The organism is Rhodococcus yunnanensis NBRC 103083 (assembly GCF_001895005.1).
Taxonomy (GTDB): Bacteria; Actinomycetota; Actinomycetes; order Mycobacteriales; family Mycobacteriaceae; genus Rhodococcoides; species Rhodococcoides yunnanense.
On the sequence record NZ_BCXH01000006.1, the window covers coordinates 78,473 to 99,660 of the forward strand.

General features: G+C 62.0%; 21 protein-coding genes and 2 pseudogenes. 14 read left to right on the forward strand and 9 right to left on the reverse strand.

The window, feature by feature from the left end; genetic code table 11:
- Genes RY1_RS12130 through RY1_RS12155 form a run of 6 tightly spaced genes read left to right on the forward strand, consistent with a single transcriptional unit; the run spans position 1 to position 7,841 of the window.
- Positions 1–924 (forward strand): ABC transporter permease, encoded by a 924-nt coding sequence (locus tag RY1_RS12130; RefSeq protein ID WP_072803829.1) that lies wholly within the window; start codon positions 1–3, stop codon positions 922–924.
- Complete coding sequence (locus RY1_RS12135) at positions 921–2,663, forward strand: dipeptide ABC transporter ATP-binding protein (protein WP_072803830.1); 1,743 nt, start codon at positions 921–923, stop codon at positions 2,661–2,663. The genes RY1_RS12130 and RY1_RS12135 overlap by 4 nt, the downstream gene beginning before the upstream one ends.
- Positions 2,663–4,300: an ABC transporter substrate-binding protein gene (locus RY1_RS12140; RefSeq protein WP_245819638.1), complete on the forward strand. Its 1,638-nt coding sequence runs from the start codon at positions 2,663–2,665 to the stop codon at positions 4,298–4,300. The genes RY1_RS12135 and RY1_RS12140 overlap by 1 nt, the downstream gene beginning before the upstream one ends.
- A 42-nt stretch (positions 4,301–4,342) precedes the next feature.
- Complete coding sequence (locus RY1_RS12145) at positions 4,343–5,686, forward strand: NtaA/DmoA family FMN-dependent monooxygenase (RefSeq protein ID WP_072803832.1); 1,344 nt, start codon at positions 4,343–4,345, stop codon at positions 5,684–5,686.
- Positions 5,683–6,978, forward strand: a complete 1,296-nt coding sequence (locus RY1_RS12150; RefSeq protein WP_072803833.1) for an LLM class flavin-dependent oxidoreductase — start codon at positions 5,683–5,685, stop codon at positions 6,976–6,978. Before RY1_RS12145 ends, RY1_RS12150 begins: the two co-directional genes overlap by 4 nt.
- On the forward strand, positions 6,975–7,841 hold the full coding sequence (locus tag RY1_RS12155) for an LLM class flavin-dependent oxidoreductase (RefSeq protein WP_072803834.1): 867 nt from the start codon (positions 6,975–6,977) through the stop codon (positions 7,839–7,841). Before RY1_RS12150 ends, RY1_RS12155 begins: the two co-directional genes overlap by 4 nt.
- Here RY1_RS12155 and RY1_RS12160 read toward each other — a convergent pair.
- On the reverse strand, positions 7,838–8,323 hold the full coding sequence (locus tag RY1_RS12160; protein ID WP_084727370.1) for a MarR family winged helix-turn-helix transcriptional regulator: 486 nt from the start codon (positions 8,321–8,323) through the stop codon (positions 7,838–7,840). The genes RY1_RS12155 and RY1_RS12160 overlap by 4 nt on opposite strands.
- 116 nt (positions 8,324–8,439) lie before the next feature.
- On the opposite strand from RY1_RS12160, the gene RY1_RS12165 reads away from it, so the two are divergent.
- The gene (locus RY1_RS12165) at positions 8,440–9,879 is read left to right on the forward strand and encodes an MFS transporter (protein WP_072804024.1); all 1,440 of its coding nucleotides are present in this window, start codon (positions 8,440–8,442) and stop codon (positions 9,877–9,879) included.
- A gap of 204 nt (positions 9,880–10,083) precedes the next feature.
- On the opposite strand, the pseudogene RY1_RS29375 reads toward RY1_RS12165, so the two are convergent.
- From RY1_RS29375 to RY1_RS12185, 4 genes and pseudogenes are all read right to left on the reverse strand, one after another.
- A pseudogene (locus RY1_RS29375) lies at positions 10,084–10,474 on the reverse strand (IS1380 family transposase); the annotation flags it as partial.
- 185 nt (positions 10,475–10,659) lie between these two features.
- Positions 10,660–11,172, reverse strand: a pseudogene (locus RY1_RS12175) (MFS transporter); the annotation flags it as partial.
- Between the two features lie 20 nt (positions 11,173–11,192).
- Complete coding sequence (locus RY1_RS12180; protein WP_072804025.1) at positions 11,193–11,639, reverse strand: MarR family winged helix-turn-helix transcriptional regulator; 447 nt, start codon at positions 11,637–11,639, stop codon at positions 11,193–11,195.
- A gap of 69 nt (positions 11,640–11,708) precedes the next feature.
- Complete coding sequence (locus tag RY1_RS12185; RefSeq protein WP_245819622.1) at positions 11,709–12,332, reverse strand: Rv1733c family protein; 624 nt, start codon at positions 12,330–12,332, stop codon at positions 11,709–11,711.
- 102 nt (positions 12,333–12,434) lie between these two features.
- Between RY1_RS12185 and RY1_RS12190 the strand changes: the two genes are divergently transcribed.
- Positions 12,435–13,109 carry a lysoplasmalogenase family protein gene (locus tag RY1_RS12190; RefSeq protein ID WP_072804026.1) on the forward strand — a complete coding sequence of 225 codons (675 nt, stop codon included), beginning with the start codon at positions 12,435–12,437 and terminating at the stop codon, positions 13,107–13,109.
- Here the strand turns inward: RY1_RS12190 and RY1_RS12195 are convergent.
- Complete coding sequence (locus RY1_RS12195; RefSeq protein WP_072803837.1) at positions 13,074–13,526, reverse strand: hypothetical protein; 453 nt, start codon at positions 13,524–13,526, stop codon at positions 13,074–13,076. The two genes, RY1_RS12190 and RY1_RS12195, sit on opposite strands and share 36 nt — an antisense overlap.
- Positions 13,527–13,613: 87 nt before the next feature.
- Between RY1_RS12195 and RY1_RS12200 the strand changes: the two genes are divergently transcribed.
- The 5 genes from RY1_RS12200 to RY1_RS12220 all read left to right on the forward strand — a co-directional run bounded on the left by RY1_RS12200 (position 13,614) and on the right by RY1_RS12220 (position 17,808).
- Entirely contained in the window at positions 13,614–14,402 is a 789-nt protein-coding gene (locus tag RY1_RS12200) for an SDR family oxidoreductase (protein ID WP_371829469.1), read from the forward strand.
- A gap of 107 nt (positions 14,403–14,509) precedes the next feature.
- Positions 14,510–15,115 carry a DUF6636 domain-containing protein gene (locus tag RY1_RS12205; protein ID WP_072803838.1) on the forward strand — a complete coding sequence of 202 codons (606 nt, stop codon included), beginning with the start codon at positions 14,510–14,512 and terminating at the stop codon, positions 15,113–15,115.
- A complete protein-coding gene (locus tag RY1_RS12210; protein ID WP_072803839.1) occupies positions 15,112–15,801 on the forward strand; it encodes a TrmH family RNA methyltransferase in 690 nt (229 codons plus the stop codon). Before RY1_RS12205 ends, RY1_RS12210 begins: the two co-directional genes overlap by 4 nt.
- Positions 15,802–15,844: 43 nt before the next feature.
- A complete protein-coding gene (locus tag RY1_RS12215) occupies positions 15,845–16,990 on the forward strand; it encodes a glycoside hydrolase family 76 protein (RefSeq protein WP_072803840.1) in 1,146 nt (381 codons plus the stop codon).
- Positions 16,991–17,034: 44 nt separating this feature from the next.
- On the forward strand, positions 17,035–17,808 hold the full coding sequence (locus tag RY1_RS12220) for a methyltransferase domain-containing protein (RefSeq protein WP_072803841.1): 774 nt from the start codon (positions 17,035–17,037) through the stop codon (positions 17,806–17,808).
- Between the two features lies 1 nt (position 17,809).
- Here RY1_RS12220 and RY1_RS12225 read toward each other — a convergent pair whose 3' ends face one another.
- Positions 17,810–18,460, reverse strand: coding sequence for a DedA family protein (locus RY1_RS12225; RefSeq protein ID WP_084727388.1), 651 nt, complete (start codon positions 18,458–18,460; stop codon positions 17,810–17,812).
- A 29-nt stretch (positions 18,461–18,489) separates the two neighbouring features.
- Entirely contained in the window at positions 18,490–19,218 is a 729-nt protein-coding gene (locus tag RY1_RS12230; protein WP_072804028.1) for a VTT domain-containing protein, read from the reverse strand.
- A 216-nt stretch (positions 19,219–19,434) separates the two neighbouring features.
- Here RY1_RS12230 and fbaA point away from each other — a divergent pair, with 216 nt between their 5' ends.
- Positions 19,435–20,475, forward strand: a complete 1,041-nt coding sequence (fbaA, locus tag RY1_RS12235; protein WP_072803843.1) for a class II fructose-bisphosphate aldolase — start codon at positions 19,435–19,437, stop codon at positions 20,473–20,475.
- A gap of 46 nt (positions 20,476–20,521) precedes the next feature.
- Here the strand turns inward: fbaA and RY1_RS29960 are convergent, their stop codons facing one another.
- On the reverse strand, positions 20,522–21,163 hold the full coding sequence (locus RY1_RS29960) for an Rv0361 family membrane protein (RefSeq protein WP_156376390.1): 642 nt from the start codon (positions 21,161–21,163) through the stop codon (positions 20,522–20,524).
- Between the last annotated feature and the right edge of the window lie 25 nt (positions 21,164–21,188).

Sequence of the window (21,188 nt, forward strand, 5' to 3'; positions counted from 1 at the left end):
ATGTCTGACAGAACATTGCTCGACTCCCTGGACTCCACCGTTCACGCATCAATGTCCTCGGCGATGGACAGGCAGGTCGGTGACCGCGAGCCGAGGTGGTCTCGGCGGAACCTGGCACGCGCTGTCCACCCTCGAAAAGTGCAGCCGACTCTCGTCTTGTCCGTTCTCGTCTTGCTGGTCGTCGTACTTTTCGCGGCGTTTCCTTCGATCTTGACCGCCTACAATCCATACGCCAGAGACTTGACCAATATTCTGGCCGAGCCATCCTTTGCGCATCCATTCGGCACGGACAGTCTCGGACGTGATCTGTTCACACGATTCGTGTTCGGGACCAGAACGACTCTGGTCGCAGCACTGCTCGCGCTGACAATCGGCGTATCCGTCAGCATCGCGATCGGCCTGCTTGCAGGTTATTTCAGAGGTCTCGTGGACGAGATTGTCGGACGTCTGATCGATGTGTTCTTGGCGGTGCCCGGACTGCTTGTCGCACTCATGCTCGTGACAGGCTTGGGCTTCGGGATCGTCAATATCGCTATCGCAGTCGGCGTCAGTTCCATCGCGTCACTCACCCGCGTTCTGCGTGCCGAAGTTCTTCGCGTGCGCACATCGGATTTCGTAACAGCTGCAACGCATTCAGGGGTCAGGTGGTACCGAATTCTCCGGCGGCATGTTCTTCCTCATGCCCTAGGCCCGGTGGTCGCTCTCTCAGCGCTGGAGTTCGGGGGTGCCCTACTTGCTATCTCTGCCTTGAGCTTTCTAGGCTTCGGCGCGCAACCGCCGACACCGGAATGGGGTGCGTTGGTGTCGGACGGCCGAACGTATCTCGCATACGCGTGGTGGCTTACCACATTGCCCGGGCTCGCCGTTGTTCTGGTGGTACTCGCAACGAACCGAATCAGCAAGTTCGTGGAGAGTGTCCGATGACCGAGACGGAAACCTCTTCGAACCTTCTTCTTGCTGTCCAGCATCTGAGCGTCTCGTACCACCCTAGAGGAGGCCGAATTCAGAGCGGCCCGCCCGCAACGGAACGGATTCGCGCGGTGACAGATGTGTCCTTTCGCTTACATCGTGGTGAACGACTCTCCTTGATTGGTCAGTCGGGTTCTGGAAAGTCCACGATCGCGAATGCGCTGCTTGGGTTGTTACCTGCACATGCGACGGTCGACTCCGGGACAGGGAGTTTCCGCGATGTCGATTTATTTGCGCGCCGCACCGAAAAGGCGTGGAACAGAATTCGGGGTGGTTCCATCGCGTATGTTCCCCAGGATCCGGACATTGCTCTGAACCCTGTGAAACGAATGGGAAGCCAGATCGATGAGACACTGAGGCTCCATGGGGGAGTTCGTGATCGAGATGAGTTGAGGAGAAGGTCGATCGCGTTGTTCGAGCAGGTTGGACTCACTGACCCTGCTCGGATACACGACGCGTTTCCGCATCAACTCAGTGGTGGCCAGCGTCAACGCGCTCTGATCGCGATTGCGCTCGCAGGGGAACCCGAGATCATCATCGCCGACGAGCCGACCTCAGGTTTAGACGTGACCGTTCAGAAACTCGTTCTCGATTTGCTGGACGATGTCGTCCGTTCACGGTCACTGTCGGTGCTGTTGATTACGCACGATCTTGCGGTGGCAAGTGAGCGAACCGATTCCATCGTCGTGCTTCACCGTGGTGATGTGGTTGAAAATGGGCCAACACACGCAGTTGTCCGCAGCCCTAGGGACCCGTACACCCGCCGGCTGTTCGATGTGGTGCCCTCTCGTTCCTCTCGTAGGCTCCTCGCTACCTCCAACGGTCGCCTTGAAAGTTCGAGAATCGAAGTCGCGGATCGACTGCAGCCGCAGCTGATCGCAGTAGAGAACTTGAGTAAGGCATACGCCACACGCAGCGCACGTGCAGGAACGACGGTCACTCGCGCGGTCCGGGATATCTCTTTCTCAATCCCGGAGCACAGCACCTACGGACTGGTCGGTGAGTCGGGGTCAGGCAAGTCGACCGTGGCTCGGATCATCGCTGGAATCGATCGGCCGGACAGCGGATCACTTACGTATCGTGGACGTGATGCATTGACTACGAGCAGATCCGGTAGGCGTGAGTTCAGTCGATCCGTGCAATACATCTTTCAGAACCCGTACTCCTCGCTGGACCCGAAGATGAAGGTCTCCGATATCGTTGCCGAACCGCTCGAAGGGTTCAGAATCGGCTCCAAGCAGGAGCGCAGCGATCGCGTTCGTGAGGCATTGGCTGCTGTGGGACTTGAGCGTGAATACCTAGGACGCAAGCCGACCGAACTCTCCGGTGGGCAACGTCAGCGAGTCGCGATCGCGCGTGCAGTCGCGCTCCGTCCGGAGATGATCGTTCTCGACGAGCCGGTGTCGGCTCTGGATGTCTCGGTCCAAGCGCAGGTCCTACAGCTCCTGGTCGATTTGCAGTCCGCGTTCGGGCTGACATACCTGTTCATCTCCCACGACCTCGGGGTGATCCGGCTCGTAGCGGATCGCGTCGGAGTTCTACACCATGGCGCTCTCATAGAGGAGGCCCATGTAGACGACGTCTTCTCAAATCCGAGGCACGACTACACCCGACTTCTCATCGATTCGATTCCGAGTTTGGCGGGAATTCCCGAGCAACTGACACGACACAGCAGAATGGGTTCGCAGACATGATGATACGTTCCACACGAGCCCCTAGGGCGCGACATTCGATCGCACTCGCTCTTGGGTTGGCTGCCGTGCTTACGCTCACCGCGTGCGTTGGCTCGGAGGGTCCGACACAGGCAGCCACTGACCGCGCAGACGACGGCACCCTGACCGTATATTCGGAACCGACACCGGCATTCGACCCGCGTCAATACTATGGCTGGATCAACCGTGCCCTCAGCGATTCTCTCATCGACCGCGACCCCGACACTGGTGAATACGTACCGTGGCTGGCCACATCGTGGGAAGAGAACGAATCCGCAACCGAGTTCACGTTCCACCTTCGAGAAGGCGCAACTTTCTCCGACGGAGCCCCGATCGATGCACACGCGGTGCAAGCAAATTTTGACGGCGTGCTTGCTGACCTCGCTGCCGGGGGCGGGTGGTACTTACGAGGATTGTTCGACCACTACGTCGGAACTGATGTAATCGACTCGGACACAGCCGTTGTGAAGTTTTCCCAACCTAATCCACCGTTTCTGACCACGGTAGCTACCAGCCAATTGGCATTGCTCTCGCCGCGATCGTTTGATACCGACCTCATCGTGCGCCGAACTGACTTCGCCGCAAGTGGTCCGTTCGTCATAGACAGCTACGTTCCTGATGAAAGTCTGGTGCTCAAGCGGCGGCCGGACTACAACTGGGCGTCTGGCCTTGCCGAACATCAGGGACCGGCCAGCATCGATACAATCGATGTCCGTTTCGTGGCAGAAGAAGGCGTCCGGGAAGGTGCGCTGACCAGCGGTCAGATCGACATCGCGGAATCACCCACAGTCCCTGGCGCGATCGCATTGGAAAGGGCCGGAAACTCACTCCACTGGAGGGGACAGGTCGGCCTCCCGTACTACCTGGAAGCCAACTTCACCAAGCCCCTGGTTCAGGATCTGGCAGTGCGACGTGCCCTCCAACGTGCGATCGACCGCCAAGAGATCTCCGACTCGGTCACCGGTGTGACCGCGCCTCCGGCCGATAGTGTGATCACCAGCACTCTGACTGGGCATCAGAGCTTCGATAACCTGCTCGGACACGACCCCGACGAAGCTCGCAGCATTCTCGACGACGCTGGATGGAATCCCAGTAGCGATGGGATCCGTGCAAAGAACGGTGAACGACTGGAACTGAAGGTAATTGGAAAATCGAACGACACGGTAATCCGTGACTCACTGGTTCTGATCAAGGAACAGGCCAGAGAAGTCGGCATCGAGATCACGTTGCAGTTCACCGATAATGCGGGGCCGACGTGGTGGGAGTCCGGGGCAGACTATCTGTTCCAGGGCAACAAGAGTCCTGATGCGGATATTCTGCGCAAGATCTACCAGAACGAAGGCAAGCAGGCCCAGCCGTGGCTCTACACGAACAGCTCGGATGTCAGCACCCACGGTGGTCGGTTGGAAGAGGTGCTGCAACTCCAGGCAACGGAACCGGACCAGTCCGCGCGCACTGCTCTGCTGGCCGAAGCCCAGGAGATTCTGATCGAGGACGCGATCTGCATCCCGCTCATCGAAAACGAGTCAGGGTACGTCGCGGCTGGCCCCCGCGTACACGGACTGCGTCTGGACAGCTTGTCCAACCTCATCGTCTCCGACGCGTGGGTCGACAACTAAGCACTGCGAAAATATCACTACGACAAGGGAGTACGCGAATCCATGACCGACCGCGAAGATCGCCAGATCCATCTCGGCCTCTGGCTCACCTTTCTCGACAGCACAGATTGGCGCAATCCAGCCAGTCGAGCTGAGGAGTTGAACTCCCTGGCACCGTATGTAGAGCTGGCTCAGATTGCTGAAGCGGCCAAATTCGACGCGCTGATACGTGGCGACGGATTTGGTGCGCCGATACCAAGCGCGACGCAGGCATACGCTGGATCGCTCGAGATCTTGCCACTGTTGGCGGCGCTCGCCGCGCGAACCGACAGAATCGGCCTCATCGGAACAGCATCGACGACATTCTCCGAACCGTACGATCTCGCACGAACGCTGGCGACGATCGACCATCTGAGCAATGGCAGAGTGGGGTGGAACATCGTCACATCGACAGGCGGAGAGGAGAATTATGGTTACGACCGCATTCCCAGCCACGCTGAACGCTACGAGCGTGCTGACGAGTTCATCGACGTAGTCAGCAGGCTGTGGGCGAGCTGGGACGGGGACGCAGTGCAGATCGACCGCTCCAGCGGAACCTTCTTCGACCCATCCAAGATCAACCCGATCGACCATCGAGGCAAGCACTTTCAAGTCGCTGGACCACTCAATATCGCGCGCCCACCGCAGGGGCGGCCTGTGTTTGTCCAAGCAGGAGATTCCGAGGCGGGCAAGGACTTCGCAGCCCGACACGCTGAAATAGTGTTCACCGCACAACGGGAGGTTTTCAATGCTCGAACGTTCTATGCAGATGTGAAGTCCAGGATCAAGCAGCAGGGGAGAGACGAGACTCGGGTCAGTGTTCTACCCGGCTTGGTCTTCACGATCGCCGAAACCGAGACTGACGCACTGCAACTCTCGGACGAGTTTCACCGGCGGATCGACTACGACCGAACCCGAGTGAACCTTCAGGAACTGCTCGGCGGCATCGACTTGTCCGACATCGGCTTGGACGAGCAGGTTCCGGCGGAGCGCTGGCCGAATGCGTCCACCCTCACCCGACAGCAGGGGCGTCCTCAAATTCTCCTGAATCTCGCCGCACAGGACGGAACGACGCTTCGACAGCTCCTGCACGCACTCGGCACTGCACACGGCCACGGCCGGATATTTGGCACTCCTGAACAGATAGCCAACCACATCGAGCTCTGGACCGAGACCAACGCCGCCGACGGATTCGCGCTCTCTCCTGCACAAGGTATTTCAGGGGCGCGCGCTTTCGCCGACCGTGTCATCCCGATCCTTCAGGCGCGAGGTCTCTTCCGCACCGACTACACCGGATCCACGCTACGTGAGCATTTCCAACTCGAGCAGCCCGCTGGAACGATCGAATCGGTAGGAGGCCCTCGATGACAGACGGACGAAAGATCCTACTGGCCTATAACCTCCGCAGCTATGGGGTATCACCTCGGGCGTGGCTGACTGGCAATTCGTCCGGGCACGCGTTGTTCACAGCCGACTACTGGTCGGACGTAGCGCGCGAAGCTGAACGTGGCTTGTTCGACGCTGTCTTCGCCGGTGACTCATCGCAGTTTCTCGGAGCCAATCGGATCGACGTCGACGGGCTGGACAGGTTTATCGCATGGGCGTCCGTCATTCCGAACACCGATAATATCGGAATCATCGTCACTGCCTCCACCACCTACAACGACCCCTACCGACTCGCCGAGCGACTGTTGTCGTTGGATCACCTCTCTGGCGGGAGGGTCAGCTGGAATCTCATCACCACCTTCGCTCCAGACTCAGCAGCCAACTTTGGCTTGGCAACCCATCCGGACCGCAAGCAGCGATACCGCCGCGCCGACGAGTTCGCGGATGTCGTGGTCCGCCTGTGGGACTCAGCTGGCAGCGGACCTTCCGTCGAGATTCGCAACACGAACTTCACCGTATTGGGCCAGTTACCGCTCCCACGATCGAGACAAGGCCGACCACCGATCATTCGAGCCAGTTCATCAGCCGAAGGCCGCGCTCTTGCAGGTAGGCTGGCAACCGGTGTGTTCGACTCTGCCCTGACACTGGCAGGCGGGCAGGAAGGGTATCGGCGAGTGAAATCCGACGCCGTATATGCGGGCCGTTCACCAGCCGAACTCGCATACCTTCCCGGAATTCGAATCGTGTTGGGGAGCACCGAAAGTGAAGCCCGCGGTAGAGTCGACGAATTGTTCTTGAACGATCCGTTGACCAGCAGCGAGCATCGCGCCTGGTTCGGCTCGCTGATCGGCACCGACATCGAGACGCTCGATTCCGAGCGACCTATTCCCGCATCGGTGCTGACCGCTGCGTTAACATCAGCCATCGATGATCGTGACGCGGTACGTGCATCGACCCTGAAATTGTTGGGCGAGCAGGCGACATTGCCCGTGCACGAACAGCTGCGTCTCACCCGCTATGTGAGCGGAGGACACTCCACTTTTGTTGGGGCCCCTGATCAACTGGCGGATCGACTCGAAATTTGGTTCCGTGGCCGCGCCGCAGATGGTTTCGTCATCGCGCCCGACCTCACAGTCGACACATTGCCCATCCTGGTCGACGAGGTCGTTCCCCTCCTACAACGGCGAGGACTGTACAAGCATGAATACGCATCGTCGACCCTGGCCGGCCACTTCCGGGACGCAAGCGGGCTCGGAATTGAGGTGCCAGCGTGACTCGCAGCACACGGTGGCTCCTTGCAATCACCGACCGACTAGTCAATGTTCTCCATTCCGATGGAGAACTCGCCGACCGAATCGACGACGCCGGATTCGACACAGTAATTTTCGGGATCGACCGGTTGACGCCGCACCCAGCTAATGGCGATCACCTCGACCCGACCGCAGTTGCATCGATTCTCTCGCAGAGGATCACGAAGACTCGGATCGCAATCGCCGCCGCCAACCAACGCGAGCACCCATGGAACCTGGCGCGTGCGGTAGCAAGCCTGCAGACCTTCGCATTGGCTGGCAGCGGTCTACTCCTCGGGCCAGTGGACCACACCGCTGGATCCGGCGAGCCAGGAATGAGCGCCTGGGACGCTCGGGGACTTTCACAATCGGTCGACACCAGCGTCGCCGCGACCATCGATACCGGGGCGATTGCACGGACACTCTGGAATGACTACTCATTCGATGCTGTAGTCAGTGACCGAACTAGCGGAAGATACATTGATCCTGACCGCATACGTTCAAGCAACCACCGTGGCGTGTACGAGGTGGCCGGCCCGCTGTCGGTTCCGACACGCGGTAGACCGACCCTGTCACTGTTCGCTGTTGACGACATCTTCAGTGCTCTGCCGAGCGAGTTAGTCGTCCCAGCGGCGTTCGATTCTGTCACCACGACATTGGAGTCTGCAACGGCGCGCGTAAAGGACCCAGGCTCATTCGGCGGGCGGCCGTTGATCGTTCATATCGACGATCTGAATGCGCTCACCCATGCTCGGACACTTGATGGCAGCAACGGTCGAATTCATGGGTTACAAATCCAGGTCAGTGACAGGGGCGAACTGGAAGAGGCCCTGGCGCAGTTCCACTAAGCGGACTGCGCCGCGAGAAAGTCTGGCGGCGTAGCGGCCGCCGACTCCGCATCTGCCAAATCACCTAAGAATTCGGCGATTACAGACAATTGCGCATCGTCGAACCGGCCCAGGACACCCGCCAGTCGCTCCAGGCGTGCGCCATCGTTCGGGTGGACGTGCTCGGCATTCAACGACACGATCACCTTCCGACGATCCTCGGTTGAACGTGTCCGCTCGACGTACCCGGCCTTTTCGAGTCGGTCGATGACTCCTGTAGTTGTGCCGGACGATGTGACATCGGTGAGCTGCCCGAGCAACCCTGGACTGAGCGGGCCGTGCAACTGCAAAAGGTTGAAGAAGTTCGCTTCACACGTACTCAAGGTCAGCCCTGCATCGTCGGCAGAAATCTGCTGAATGCGTGCCGACGCCGCCGCGTACCGCCGCATCGCGGCATCAATGTCCACCGCATTGGCAGACCTGTCAGGACTTGCAGTTGCCATCGTCAACCTCCCGTCATAGTATCTCGCGCAGACGAGATACTTGCATAAGCGATAAACCTAGTTGAGCGACTATATCGCGAAAAGCGATGTTACTCGCCGGAGAAGGAGCCTCGGAGATGACGGCATCCACAACCTCCCCTGATGACACGGACGCACCACAGCACCCGTACCGCTGGGCAGCCATGGTCGTATTGGTCCTGGGGTTCATGCTTGATCTCTTGAACGTGACCATCGTCAACGTCGCACTCCCCGTCATTCAGATAGATCTCTCGGGCACGCCCTCCCAAATTGGTTGGATCGCCACGTCGTACCTGCTCGCCTTTGCGGTCACTCTCATCACCGCTGCCAAACTCGGTGATCTATGGGGCCGCAAGCGGGTTTTTCTGGTCGGTCTCACAGCGTTCGCGGTCACTGGCATCTGGTCAGCACTTGCACAGAGTTCAGGCGAGCTGATCGCAGCTCGGGCAGGCCAAGGCGTTGCAGCCGCAATACTGGCACCACAGGTTATGAGCACTCTGTACACCCTGTTCACCGGAAAAGAACGCGCAACGGTATTCGGATTGTTCGGCCTTGCCGCGGGTCTTGCCCAGGCAGGAGGGCTACTACTCGGCGGCATTCTCATCTCGGCCGACATCGCGGGCCTGGGTTGGCGAACAGTCTTCTGGGTCAGCGTTCCGGCCGCTGCAATCCTTCTCGCGCTCGGCGCTTGGCTGATTCCGGAGAACCGCGCTCCAGATGCCTTCCGGCCCCGATGGCTTCCTGCCACTGTGCTCACAGCTGGCTTGATCGCAATCATCTTTCCGCTCTTGGAGGGGCGCGCTCACAATTGGGCGCCATGGACGTGGGGTGTCATGCTGGGTGGGATAGTCGCGGTTGTATCGGTGGCGTTCGGTGAACACCGAAATGCTGCGCTCCGCGCTGGCGCACTACTTCCCCTTGGCCTTCTCAAGGAACGAATCAGCGGCGTTGCCATGGTGGTACAGCTCATTGCCTTCGCAGCATTCAGCGGCTTTCTTCTGGTATTTATCGTGTGGCTGCAGGACGGCCAGGACTACACCCCTCTGCGCGCCGGCGTAGTCACCATCGCGTTTTCAGTCGGCGGACTTGCCATGGCAGTATTCGTCGGTCGTCTCACACTCCGATTCGGCCGATACACGGTGGTTGCAGGCACCCTCATCGGTGCAGCGGGAACACTCGCGGTCCTCGCGGCCGCCGGCACAGCGACCATAGATGTCGATCCATGGCTCCTTGCCCCCGGCCTGTTCGCTATTGGAGTCGGGATGAACCTCGTCATGCCGCCGCTGACAACAATGTTCCTCTCGACTGTCCCGGCGCGCTATGCAGGCTCAGCATCAGGCATATGGACCACCAGTCAGCAGTTCGGCGCTGCTATCGGTGTCGCCTCTCTGAGCGCGGTGTTCTTCGGTACGGCCGCTACCAGCGATTATTGGAAAGCCCTCCAATCAAGTGCGTATGCGATTGTCGCAGCGCTGATCGTCAGCGCCATTGCATGCATTATTTTTCTTAGACCGTCCAATGAACGGTACTTAGCTTGAATGTACCGATGGGTTGAGCCGGTGGCCGTGAATCATGCTGTGGGGTCTCGGCGCGGTCATGGGCATGGCTGCGTGCCCGATCTCATGTATCGGGTTGTTCCACTGAGCCTTTCGCGTTGTGGGCGGGCTGGGTTCGTCTGGTTAGGTGCGAGATCGAGCATTCTGGCGGAAGATGTTGCCGAACAGTGCGATCCAGGCTTTCTCTCATGGCCACTTCTGCGGTAGATGCATGGTGATTTTTCGTGCGGAGTAGGCGATCCGGGTCGGGACGGTGATCAGGGTCGGGACGGTGATCAGGGTTCGCCGGATCGTCCCGGTCGTCGCTTTGACCAATTTCCGGTCACCGGTGAGTGTCGCGGCGGCGCGGGTGAGGTTGAATGCCATGACCGCACAGACCAGCCAAGCTGCGTTGGCGCAGAAGTGCGCCGAGGGTAGATGGGCGTGGGCGGAGTTCTTGATCGGCGTGGACTTGTTCGATGATCGTGTGGCGGCGGTGGATCTGATCGGCGGTCACGGTGTCGACCTCGTCGGGGTCGGTGGTGGTGAAAAATGAGTGGAAGCGCCACACGTCGAATAGTTGGCCCTGGCCCTGGCCCTGGTGCCGGCGCCGCGGTGTCGGTGGTGACCGTGGTGATCAGCGAGTTCAGGCCTAGGATGCCGAGTAGCCGTAGCCGGATCCTTGTTTGCTGTGGCCGTGGACTTCGATGATGGAGTCGTCGAAGTCGACCATCACACGGTCGGTGTCGATGCCCGCGAGCGGTGGGGAACACGGCGACACACAAAGAAGGGTCCGCGCCATGAGAATCCACCGAGCACGCCGCCGACAAGCGGGCCCGTCGCGATGCCGATGCCGAGCGCGGCCTCGTACAGAATGATCGCGCGCGCGACGCCACCGGAGGCGGCGCCGACGATCGTCGACAGGGCAGTCGCGATGAAGAGTGCGTTGCCCAATCCCCATCCGGCGCGGAAGCCGATGATTTCACCGACCGAACCGGACAGGCCGGCGAGCGCGGCGAACACCACGATGATCGCCAGTCCCGCCAGCAGCGTGCGCTTCGGACCGAAACGACTGGACACGACGCCGGTGATCAGCATCGCGACGCCGGTGACCAGCATGTAGCTGGTGAACAGCAACGAGACCTGGGAGGGCGACGCGTCGAGCTGCTCGCCGATCGGTTTGAGGATCGGGTCGACGAGACCGATGCCCATGAAGGCGATGACGCTGGCGAATGCCACCGCCCAGACGGCTTTCGGCTGCTTCAGCAGGCTGTCCGACGTTGTGTTCACTGCTATTTCTTTTTGCGAATATGTCGCTACTGATCGGAGATCGACGTCTTGAGCATGGTGCGCAGTTCGCCCAATCCGTCGGTCAGCTTCTTCAATTGCTCCGGGTCGAGATCGGAGAGGTAGGGGACAAGCCCGTCGCCGATGAAGGCGCGTCCGTCGGCCAACCAGGCCGCGCCCTTGTCCGTCGTCTCGACGAGAACGGCGCGCGAATCCGACGGGTCGGACGTGCGTTCGACGAGCCCCTGGTCGACCAGCTTCTTCAGCAGCGCGGTCGCCGAGGGCTGTGAGCATCGGTCGATGACGGCGAACTCGCTGATGCGCAGCGGCTGATACTCCTCGAGGAGCGAGAGGGCTCGCATCCATGCCCTGGGATGCTCGTCGCTGCCGAGCCGGGCGGCGAGGCGGGCGAATCTCGACGAGGTGGTGACCAGTTCGACCAGGAGGTCGCGCATCGAGGCGTCGGTGTCGGGCATGCACATTATGTTACATAAGCTAATTATGTATTTCGCCTCGGGCGGCAATTGGCGCGACGAACGAGTGCGTCAGGACGCGTTGTGTTCGTCCAGGAATTTCGTGATCGCCTTGTCCCAGTCGGCGTTGCGGCCCATGTCGAGTCGAAATTTCAGGGCCGAATAGAACCCGAACAGCACCAGTGCGACCGCGAACAGGCTGCCGATTCCGGTGAACAGGGCTGCGGCGACTGCATCGGCATTCGTGATCGGCTGTGTGGTCCGATCGCCGTTGCGATCGACCCAGATCCTGGTCTGCGTGCCCTCGGGCGTTCCGGCGGTGACCGACACGGTGCCGCTGTGCTCGGCGCCGTCGAAGGACCAGGTTGCTTCGACATTCGAAGTGGGCGTCGACGCGAACTCGCTCGACGCGACCGGTGCTGCGATTGCCTCGGCCGTTGTCGTTGCGGTTGCCGGTTGAACGGAGACCTGCTGGTCGGCAACCCGACTCTGCTGCGCCGACAGGGAGGCCATGCCGAGCCAGACCGCGATCGGCAGCATCAGAATGAGCAGGGTGACGACGACGTTCTTCGCGGTCGCCTGAACGCGGTCGGATCGTCGAAGCAAAGGATTGTGCGACGCGAGGTACTCGACGCCGGTGGAACGAGCGTGCTCTGAATGTTTCCGGCGCATAGTCGTCCCAACGTCTCGTGTCACGTGTTTACCTTTCAACGATGACAAGCTGCGCGGTTCCGATCAAGCGATAGGGGCCAGCATCACACTTTTATTAGTTGTGCGAAGCATGGAGGAGTTCGGGTGATCGATCGATCCACGGTAGCGAGGGCAGTCTTCGCCTCGGCCACGGTTGCGACCGTGGTGGGGGCCGTGACGGGGAACCCGCGGTTGCACGCGGTGGCCAAACCGGCGATGATGCCTGCCCTCGCGGCGAGCGTGCGCCGTCCGTCGCCGCTGATGGGAGTGGCCCTGGCTGCCGCGACGGTGGGCGATGTGCTGCTGATCGATCCCGACGACGACTCGCGCATACTGCGCGGCGCAGGTGCTTTCGCGGTCATGCAGGCGTGCTACACAGCGATGCTGACCTCGCGAGGTGCCCGAATCACGGCGGCAGCCGCGGTCCCTCGGTTTGCAGGATGGTCGATCGCGGCGGCCTCGTTGGCCACGCGGTCTCCCGGCGTCGCGCCTGGTCTGGCGGCCTACGGGCTGTCGTTGGCCACGATGTCCACTCTCGCAGCCGACCCCGCTCTTGCGCCCGGCGCATCGGTGCGCGCGTCTCTCGTGCTGCCGACCGTCGACGACCGCCGGACCTGGCTCGCCGCAGGAGGAATCCTGTTCACGGTGTCCGATGCGGTGATCGTCTTTCGCAGGCTCGCACTCGACGGAGAGAAGGCCAGACGCATCTCGGAGGGTGTCATCCTCGCCACCTATGCACTTGCACAGTTACTCCTGGTCGAGGGGCTGTCCGGGGAGCAGTAGCACTCGGTGGTGGTCCGACGGATCGACCATGATCGGTAGGGTTTGACCTGGCTCGAAGCGTGTCGCCTCGTCCGGGGGAATTCGGTACACGATGCGTCCGGCGAACGAGTCGGCTCCCGGCACGGTGAATTCGAGATGGAGTTCGGTGGATGTGTCGTCGATCTTGCGGGCGGCTTCCACCCGGGCCCACCCTTCTATGCCCTTCTTGGCCAGGGCGCGCTCTTCCGCCGTGCGGCGGTTGGCCACCATCATCGCCACGCCGAGTGCCACTGCGAACCCTGCGACGAGAGCGGTCAGCTGATAGGGCAACGTTCCGGGCTCGGTGTGCGGTCGGAGCCAGGTAGCCCACACCACCAACACGAGTACGTACCCGGCCGCCACGAAAGCGACCGCACGCAGAATCCGTTCGTGATTCACCCAAATCTCCTCGACGACATTTCGATCGTAGTCCCGAAATCCTCCGAGTGACTTACCGATAATCCGAGTAACGCCTATCCTGTCGGAGTGCCCACTCAAACCGTGTTCATCACCGGCGCCGCTGCCGGAATCGGACGTTCCACAGCCCTGAAATTCGCCCGATCGGGATATCTCGTCGGCGCGTACGACATCGACGAAACCGGCCTCGCCTCCCTGAGCAAAGAAGTCGTCGCCGCAGGTGGGCGCGTGGTGACCGGAGTGCTGGACGTGACGAACCCCCAGCAGTGGGAGGAGCGATTGAAGGAGTTCGACGCCGAATCCGGCGGGCGTCTGGACATCCTGATCAACAATGCGGGCATTCTCGTCGCGGGACGTTTCGAAGAAATGCCTCTCGAGGTGCACAAGCGCCAGATCGACATCAACGTCAACGGGGTCCTGTACGGCACCCTCGCTGCGTTCCCCTATCTGAAGGCGACTCCTGGAGCTCAGGTGGTCAACCTGTGCTCGGCGTCGGCGATCTACGGCCAGCCCGAGCTCGTCACCTACGGTGCATCCAAGTTCGCGGTCCGCGGCATCACCGAAGCTCTCGATCTCGAGTGGGCCGAACACGACATCTCGGTCAAGGCGATGTGGCCGCTGTTCGTCGACACCGCGATGACCAAGGGAGTCTCGACCGGTACCACCAACTCCCTCGGCATCAAACTCACCCCGAACGATGTTTCCGAAGGCATCTTCAAGGCCACGCGACCGTCGAGGCGTGTGCTGCACAAGGTGCATTTCCCCGTCGGAATCCAGTCCAAGGCATTGTCGCTCGGTTCGCGTTTCTCGCCTGCGTGGCTGACACGTGAGGTCAATCGTCGGCTCAGTCACACCTAGGGCGGTTCGGTTCGCGAAACCCCGCACCCCGACGGCGGCGTGCCCCGATCGCCGGTAAGGTCGCTCGGGCGAGCGGGGGTCGAGCGAAAGTGGGGTCGGGTTCGAAGATGGTGAACACGCGACGTGCGGTGGCAGGACTGTTCGCAGTGGCTGCGGTACTTGCAGGCTGTGGAAGTGAGTCCGGTGCGGAGGTGGCCGCCACCAGTTCGGCGCCGCCTGCGGTGATCACCACCACAGCGGCCCCGACGACCACGGTGGCTCCTGCTCCGATCACGACGACCGAAGTGCCGCCGGCCCCCACCACCGAACCCGCCCCGATCCCGACGCCGCAGACCACGTACGCCGCGATCGGCGGGGCGTACTACTTCAGTTCCCCGGACGGGCAGTTCCAGTGCGGGATCGTTCCGCTCGCCTCTCGAACCGAGGCCGGGTGCCAGGGAACGACGGACCCGGTACCGCCTCGCCCCGAGGATTGCATGATCAGCTGGGGCAACGGAATTCGGGTCACAAATGAAGGTGAGGCGTCGTTCATGTGCGCGGGCGGAGCGGTGTACACCTCGGGCGGGGAGACCATCGATCCACCGTTGGAGATCGGTCGGTCCATCGCCGCCGACGGGTACACGTGCACCTCCGCTGCCGACGGCATCTCCTGCGTCAACGACGCGACCGGGCACGGCTTCCGTATCGCCCCCGACAGCAACGAAACCTTTTGAGCGACAAGGATTCGGCCGACGAGGTGAGCGCCGACGTCGGACCAACCGAGTGGGGTGAGAACCCCAACGGCGTCGGACCGTGGGAGGACGAGCACGACGGTCCCCGCCCGGTTGATGCTCGCTACGACCGCGACCTGCTCGATGCAGGTGACCGTCGTAATGTCGTCGACGCATATCGCTACTGGAAGCGCGAGGCGATAGTCGCCGACATCGATGGACGTCGTCACTCGTTGCACGTGGCGATCGAGAACTTCACGAACGACGCCAACATAGGAACGGTCGTGCGTACCGCGAATGCCTTTGCGGCGCAGGCTGTTCACATCGTGGGCCGACGCCGGTGGAATCGGCGCGGTGCGATGGTCACCGACAGGTACCAGCACATCCACCATCACGCGACCGTCGCGGATCTTCTCGAATTCGCTCGTGCACAAGGGTTGACGGTCGTCGCCGTCGACAACACACCGGGTTCGGTGCCGATCGAGACCGCGGTACTGCCCGCCGAGTGCCTGCTGTTGTTCGGCCAGGAAGGGCCCGGGGTCACCGAGGAAGCGCGCGACGGCGCGTCGATGACCGTCTCGATCGCGCAGTTCGGATCGACCCGCAGCATCAACGCAGGTGTCGCTGCCGGAATTGCGATGCACTCGTGGATAAGAGAGCACGCGGACCTGTCGCGGGCGTGGACGTGACACCGTCGTCGGTGCCGTGAGAGGTAATGGCAGGATCTAGCCCATGCAGGAGCTATGGTCGCAGCGAGCAGATGCTGCGGAGGGGGCCGTCGTCGCACGGCACGCACGCCGGTTGTGGGGTTTGCCCGGCACCGCGCTCGCCGTCGTCGCCTGGCCGCCGGTCCGTCGTGAACGGCTGTTCTTTCGCTGGCATTACTGGTGGCAGGCGCACTTTCTCGACTGCGCAGTCGATGCTGCCTCCCGTGAGCCGACGGCCAAACGCCGTCGCCGACTGACCAAGATCGCACGGGCACATCGTCTTCGAAACCTCACCGGGTGGACCAACGACTACTACGACGACATGGCGTGGTTGGGGCTTTCTCTCGAACGCGCGCAGCGACTGCATGCCGTCGACAATCGAAACGGCATCCAGGCACTCGAAATGGAACTGTTCGATGCATGGGCTCCCGATTCCGGTGGCGGAATTCCGTGGCGCAAAGGGGACAACTTCTTCAACGCTCCGGCCAACGGGCCTGCGTCGATCCTGTTGGCGCGCGGGGGAAGGCTCTGGCGTGCGCAGGCCATGGCGGACTGGATCGATGCCACCTTGCGCGACCCCGATACTGGTTTGATATTCGACGGCATCCGGACGGGCGGAACCACCCAGGCAGACAGAACTGGAGCCGGCGTTCTCGATCGTGCGGTCTACAGCTACTGCCAGGGCGTCGTGCTCGGCGTCGAGACCGAGTTGGCGGTGCGGCTGGGTGCTCCTCGGCATCGTGAGCGTGTGCACGCGCTGGTTGCCGCGGTCGATACGCATCTGTGTCGCGATCGCGTCGTCGTCGGAGGTGGCGGGGGAGACGGCGGATTGTTCGACGGGATTCTGACGCGGTATCTGGCGTTGGTCGCGACGACGCTGCCGGGGGACACCGCCGAGGACGAGGATGCACGCGAGCTCGCGGCCGCGATCGTGCTGGCGTCCGCCGACGCCGCGTGGGAGAACCGGCTCGAGGTCGAGGATCATCCTCTGTTCGGCGCCGACTGGGAGTCGCAGGCTCGCTTGCCCGGCCCCGGACGCACGGTCGCGTCGTTCAGCGGTGGAACGGTGCGCTCGTCCTCGGTGCCGGAGCGCGATCTGGCGGTTCAGCTCAGCGCGTGGATGTTGATGGAGGCCGCGTACACGGTCGCTGCCGCCGGGTACGTGCTCTGACGGCACAGGCGTCGCTGTCACCGTCGTTGGCTAGGGTGTCCGGCATGGGGACTTCGTGGAATCCTGGCGTGTATCAGCGGTATGCGATCGAGCGGTCGCGTCCGTTCTTCGAACTCGTGCAGCGTGTCCGGCACGAGGCGCCCGCGCGCATCGTAGACCTCGGCTGTGGGACCGGTGTGCAGACCGCGACGCTCGCCGAACGGTGGCCGGACGCGCAGATCACCGGAATCGATTCCTCGGCCGACATGGTCGACAAGCAGCCGAAAGATCTCCCGTCGAACGTCTCCGTCGTACAGGGAGATATCGCCGAGTTCGACGCGTCGGGCATCGATGTCGTGATTTCCAATGCGGCCCTGCAGTGGGTGCCGGTCCATCGCGATCTGGTGCGTCGGTGGGCGGAGCAGATCGACGTCGGGTCGACGCTCGCGTGGCAGGTGCCCGGCAATTTCGACGCGCCGTCGCACGTGCTGATGCGGGAGATGGCCGATTCGGCGGAATTCTCGCCGTTCCTGGCGGGAGTTCTCCGCGGCGGGGACAGCGTGGACACCGCGCAGCAGTACGCGTCGGAGATGATCGCTGCTGGTCTGACGGTCGACGCGTGGGAAACGACCTACATCCATGTGCTGCCTGGCGTCGATCCGGTGTTGAACTGGGTTCGCGGTACCGGTCTGCGGCCGGTGCTCGACGCCTTGGACGACGAACAGCGGGGTCGATTCGAGGAGCAGTACGCGGCGAAGTTGCGTGCGGCATACCCGTCGACCCCGGAGGGGACGCTGTTTCCGTTCCGGCGAATCTTCGTCGTCGCGCGTAAGAGCTGAGTTACTCGAGTACTTCCTCGACTTCCACGGTCTCCTCGGGCCGTGCCATCTCCTTGCGGTACTGCCAGATGCCCAGCCCGGTTCCCACGACGAGGAGTACGACCATCGCGATGAGAACTGCGGGCAGCAGCCACGGAACTTTTTCGAGGAAGCTCCCGAAGTAGAAGCCGACGAGGAGAAGTACCGGAGCCCAGATGATCGCTCCGAGAGTGCTCGCGATGGTGTACCGGCGGTGATTCATCTTCGCTGCGCCCGCCACCATGGGGCACAGGGTGCGTACCCAGGGAATCCAGCGGGCGACCAACACAGCCCAGAATCCGTGCTTCTCGAGCAATACGTTGACCTTGTGCAGGTTCTTCGTGTTGAGATATTTGCCGTTCTTGCGCGCGACGAGTGTCGATCCGGTGCGATGGCCGATGACGTACCCGACCTGATTTCCGGCGATGGCCGCGACCATGGCGCCGCCGGACAGAGCCCAGATGTGGCCGGTGCCCGAGGCGTGCGTGGCCATCACGATGCCCGCGGTGATGAGCATCGAGTCGCCGGGCAGAAAGAGTCCGATGATGACCGCGCACTCGATGAAGACGAATGCCACGACCACGATCCAGACCACGAGAGGTCCGGCTGTCTGCAGGGGGCCGAACTGGCCCATCGACTGAATCATTGTGACGGCGGCACGATCTAGGAGGAGGGGTCCCGCTGCGATTCGATGGCGTCGGTCGCCTCGGCCAGCGGGGTCTTACGGGCCTTGATCATGCGCTTGCCGACTTCGATGACGATCGGAAGAACCGAGACCAGGACGATGATGACGAAGATGATGTCGACGTGTTCGCGGATGAAATCGATTTGGCCGAGCAGGTAGCCGAGCATCGTCACGCCCGCACCCCACACGATGCCGCCGACGACGTTGTAGGTCAGGAACAGGGAATAGCGCATCTTCGACGCACCTGCGACGACGGGTGCGAACGTGCGGACGATCGGAACGAAGCGCGCGAGGATGATCGTGACCGGACCGTGCTTTTCGAAGAACGCATGGGATTCGTCGATGTACTTCTTCTTGAAGAAGCGTGCGTCGTTCGACTTGAACAGTGCCGCGCCGCCCTTGGTGCCGATGAAGAATCCGACCTGGTCGCCGAGGATTGCGGCGATGGGGATCAGGATCAGCAGCAGCCAGATCGGCGCGAACGGCTCGATGTCCGTGGATTTCGACGCGGCGATCAATCCGGCCGTGAACAGCAGCGAATCACCGGGAAGCAGTGGAAACAGCAACCCCGATTCGATGAAGACCACGAGGAGCAACCCGACGAGCACCCACGTGCCGAACGAGTTGAGCAGGTTGACTGGATCGAGAAAGCCGGGCAACAAAGCCAGGTTCGTCGTCACGGATTCCGAGGCAGCAAGAAGACTCACCGCGCCCACACTACCGGCCGAACCTGGGACAACCTGAACAACAGGTGTCGATTTCCCGCGAAGACGATGTCCGATTCGTCACGATTGAGTGGTGCGGTGCCGGGTGGGTACCGGCGACACACGGCTCGCGGCTTGCCATACTGCACTGGACACCCCGGTGCGTGCCGCGACAAGCGCCACGTCCCACTGAATCTCTTCACATGGAGGAATGACGCCGTGCCGATCGCAACTCCCGAGGTCTACGCCGAGATGCTTGGCCGGGCCAAGGAACACCAATTCGCATTTCCGGCAATCAACTGCGTGGGTTCCGAGTCCATCAATGCTGCTATCAAAGGCTTCGCCGACGCAGGAAGCGACGGCATCATCCAGTTCTCGACCGGCGGTGCCGAGTTCGCCTCCGGTCTCGGAGTCAAGGACATGGTCACCGGCGCGGTGGCGCTAGCCGAGTTCGCGCACGTCATCGCCGCGAGGTACGACGTCACCATCGCTCTGCACACCGATCACTGCCCCAAGGACAAGCTCGACACCTACGTCCGCCCCCTCATCGCGATCTCTCAGGAGCGCGTCGATGCAGGACGTAACCCGCTCTTCCAGTCGCACATGTGGGACGGATCGGCAGTCCCGATCGACGAGAACCTCGAGATCGCCAAGGATCTGCTCGCGAAGGCCGCTGCGGCACGCATCATCCTCGAAATCGAGATCGGTGTCGTCGGTGGTGAAGAAGACGGCGTCGAGGCCGAGATCAACGACAAGCTCTACACCTCCAACGAGGACTTCCTCAAGACCGTCGAGGCGCTCGGTGCAGGCGATGCGGGTTCGCGTTACCTGCTGGCGGCGACGTTCGGAAATGTGCACGGCGTCTACAAGCCGGGCAACGTCAAGCTCAAGCCTTCGGTTCTCGCCGACGGGCAGCGCGTGGCCGCGGAGAAGCTGGGTCTCGCGTCGGGTTCCAAGCCGTTCGACTTCGTCTTCCACGGCGGTTCGGGTTCGGCGAAGAGCGAGATCGAAGAGGCGCTCGACTACGGAACCGTCAAGATGAACGTCGACACCGATACCCAGTACGCGTTCAGTCGTCCGATCGCCGGGCACTTCTTCTCCAACTACGACGGCGTCCTCAAGGTCGACGGCGAGGTCGGCAACAAGAAGGCATACGACCCGCGCAGTTACCTCAAGAAGGCGGAGGCGGGTATGACGGCTCGCGTCATCGAAGCCTGCAACGACCTGAAGTCCGCAGGCCGGAGCGTCTCGGCCGGATAGTTCGGCCGCCCGAAGCGGCACGGCCGAGGACACTCGGTCGTGCCGCTCACGCCGGGCTGCAGACCTTCCATTCGTCCTCGTCGAGACGCAGGTCGAACGTGCGCGGTGACCGATCGTTCGGGTTCGCTGCCGTGTAGGCGATCACCTGGGCGATCGCGGTGTCCCCGGTGATCTGGACCGCGTCGATGTTCTCGACCACGGGAATGTTGCCCTGCTCGACGGCGACGCGGTGTACGTCGGCGAACTCGGTGTCGGGGATGTCGCGGTAGAACGTCGCCAGATCGCCGCACGACGAGGTGCGCAGAGTCCCCAGGTCGCCTGTGGTCAACGCCTGGGTGAACCCACCGATCGATTCTCTGATCCGGTTCTCCGCCGATGTGCCCGCCCCCTCGCGCGAGAGATACACGAACCCGGCGATTCCGACGGCCGCGATGACGACGAGGGCAGTCGCCAAGGCAGCTATCCACCGGCCGCCCCGTCGTCGGGTGCGCTGTGGTTCGGGGTGCGCCCCGATACGCTGCGGCTTCGCCTGCGTGACCGCCTGCCGCGTGGTGTCGGCTCGCCCTGTGCCCGGCTCGATCCGGGGCTCGATGCGTCGAGGCCCGACGGGACCGGGCTGTTGCTTCGGAATCGCCTCGGTGGCGGGTTCCTCCGCCCGAGAGCTCTTCTTGCTCTGATCGTCCGACACGCCGACTCCCCACTACCTGGAACTT

Bases quoted from the DNA above. Each gene is read 5' to 3' on its own strand.
- RY1_RS12130 (WP_072803829.1), top strand. From the start codon at position 1: ATGTCTGACAGAACATTGCTCGACTCCCTGGACTCCACCGTTCACGCA.
- RY1_RS12135 (WP_072803830.1), top strand. From the start codon at position 921: ATGACCGAGACGGAAACCTCTTCGAACCTTCTTCTTGCTGTCCAGCAT.
- RY1_RS12140 (WP_245819638.1), top strand. From the start codon at position 2,663: ATGATACGTTCCACACGAGCCCCTAGGGCGCGACATTCGATCGCACTC.
- RY1_RS12145 (WP_072803832.1), top strand. From the start codon at position 4,343: ATGACCGACCGCGAAGATCGCCAGATCCATCTCGGCCTCTGGCTCACC.
- RY1_RS12150 (WP_072803833.1), top strand. From the start codon at position 5,683: ATGACAGACGGACGAAAGATCCTACTGGCCTATAACCTCCGCAGCTAT.
- RY1_RS12160 (WP_084727370.1), bottom strand. From the start codon at position 8,323: ATGGCAACTGCAAGTCCTGACAGGTCTGCCAATGCGGTGGACATTGAT.
- RY1_RS12165 (WP_072804024.1), top strand. From the start codon at position 8,440: ATGACGGCATCCACAACCTCCCCTGATGACACGGACGCACCACAGCAC.
- RY1_RS12180 (WP_072804025.1), bottom strand. From the start codon at position 11,639: ATGCCCGACACCGACGCCTCGATGCGCGACCTCCTGGTCGAACTGGTC.
- RY1_RS12205 (WP_072803838.1), top strand. From the start codon at position 14,510: ATGGTGAACACGCGACGTGCGGTGGCAGGACTGTTCGCAGTGGCTGCG.
- RY1_RS12215 (WP_072803840.1), top strand. From the start codon at position 15,845: ATGCAGGAGCTATGGTCGCAGCGAGCAGATGCTGCGGAGGGGGCCGTC.
- RY1_RS12220 (WP_072803841.1), top strand. From the start codon at position 17,035: ATGGGGACTTCGTGGAATCCTGGCGTGTATCAGCGGTATGCGATCGAG.
- RY1_RS12225 (WP_084727388.1), bottom strand. From the start codon at position 18,460: ATGGGCCAGTTCGGCCCCCTGCAGACAGCCGGACCTCTCGTGGTCTGG.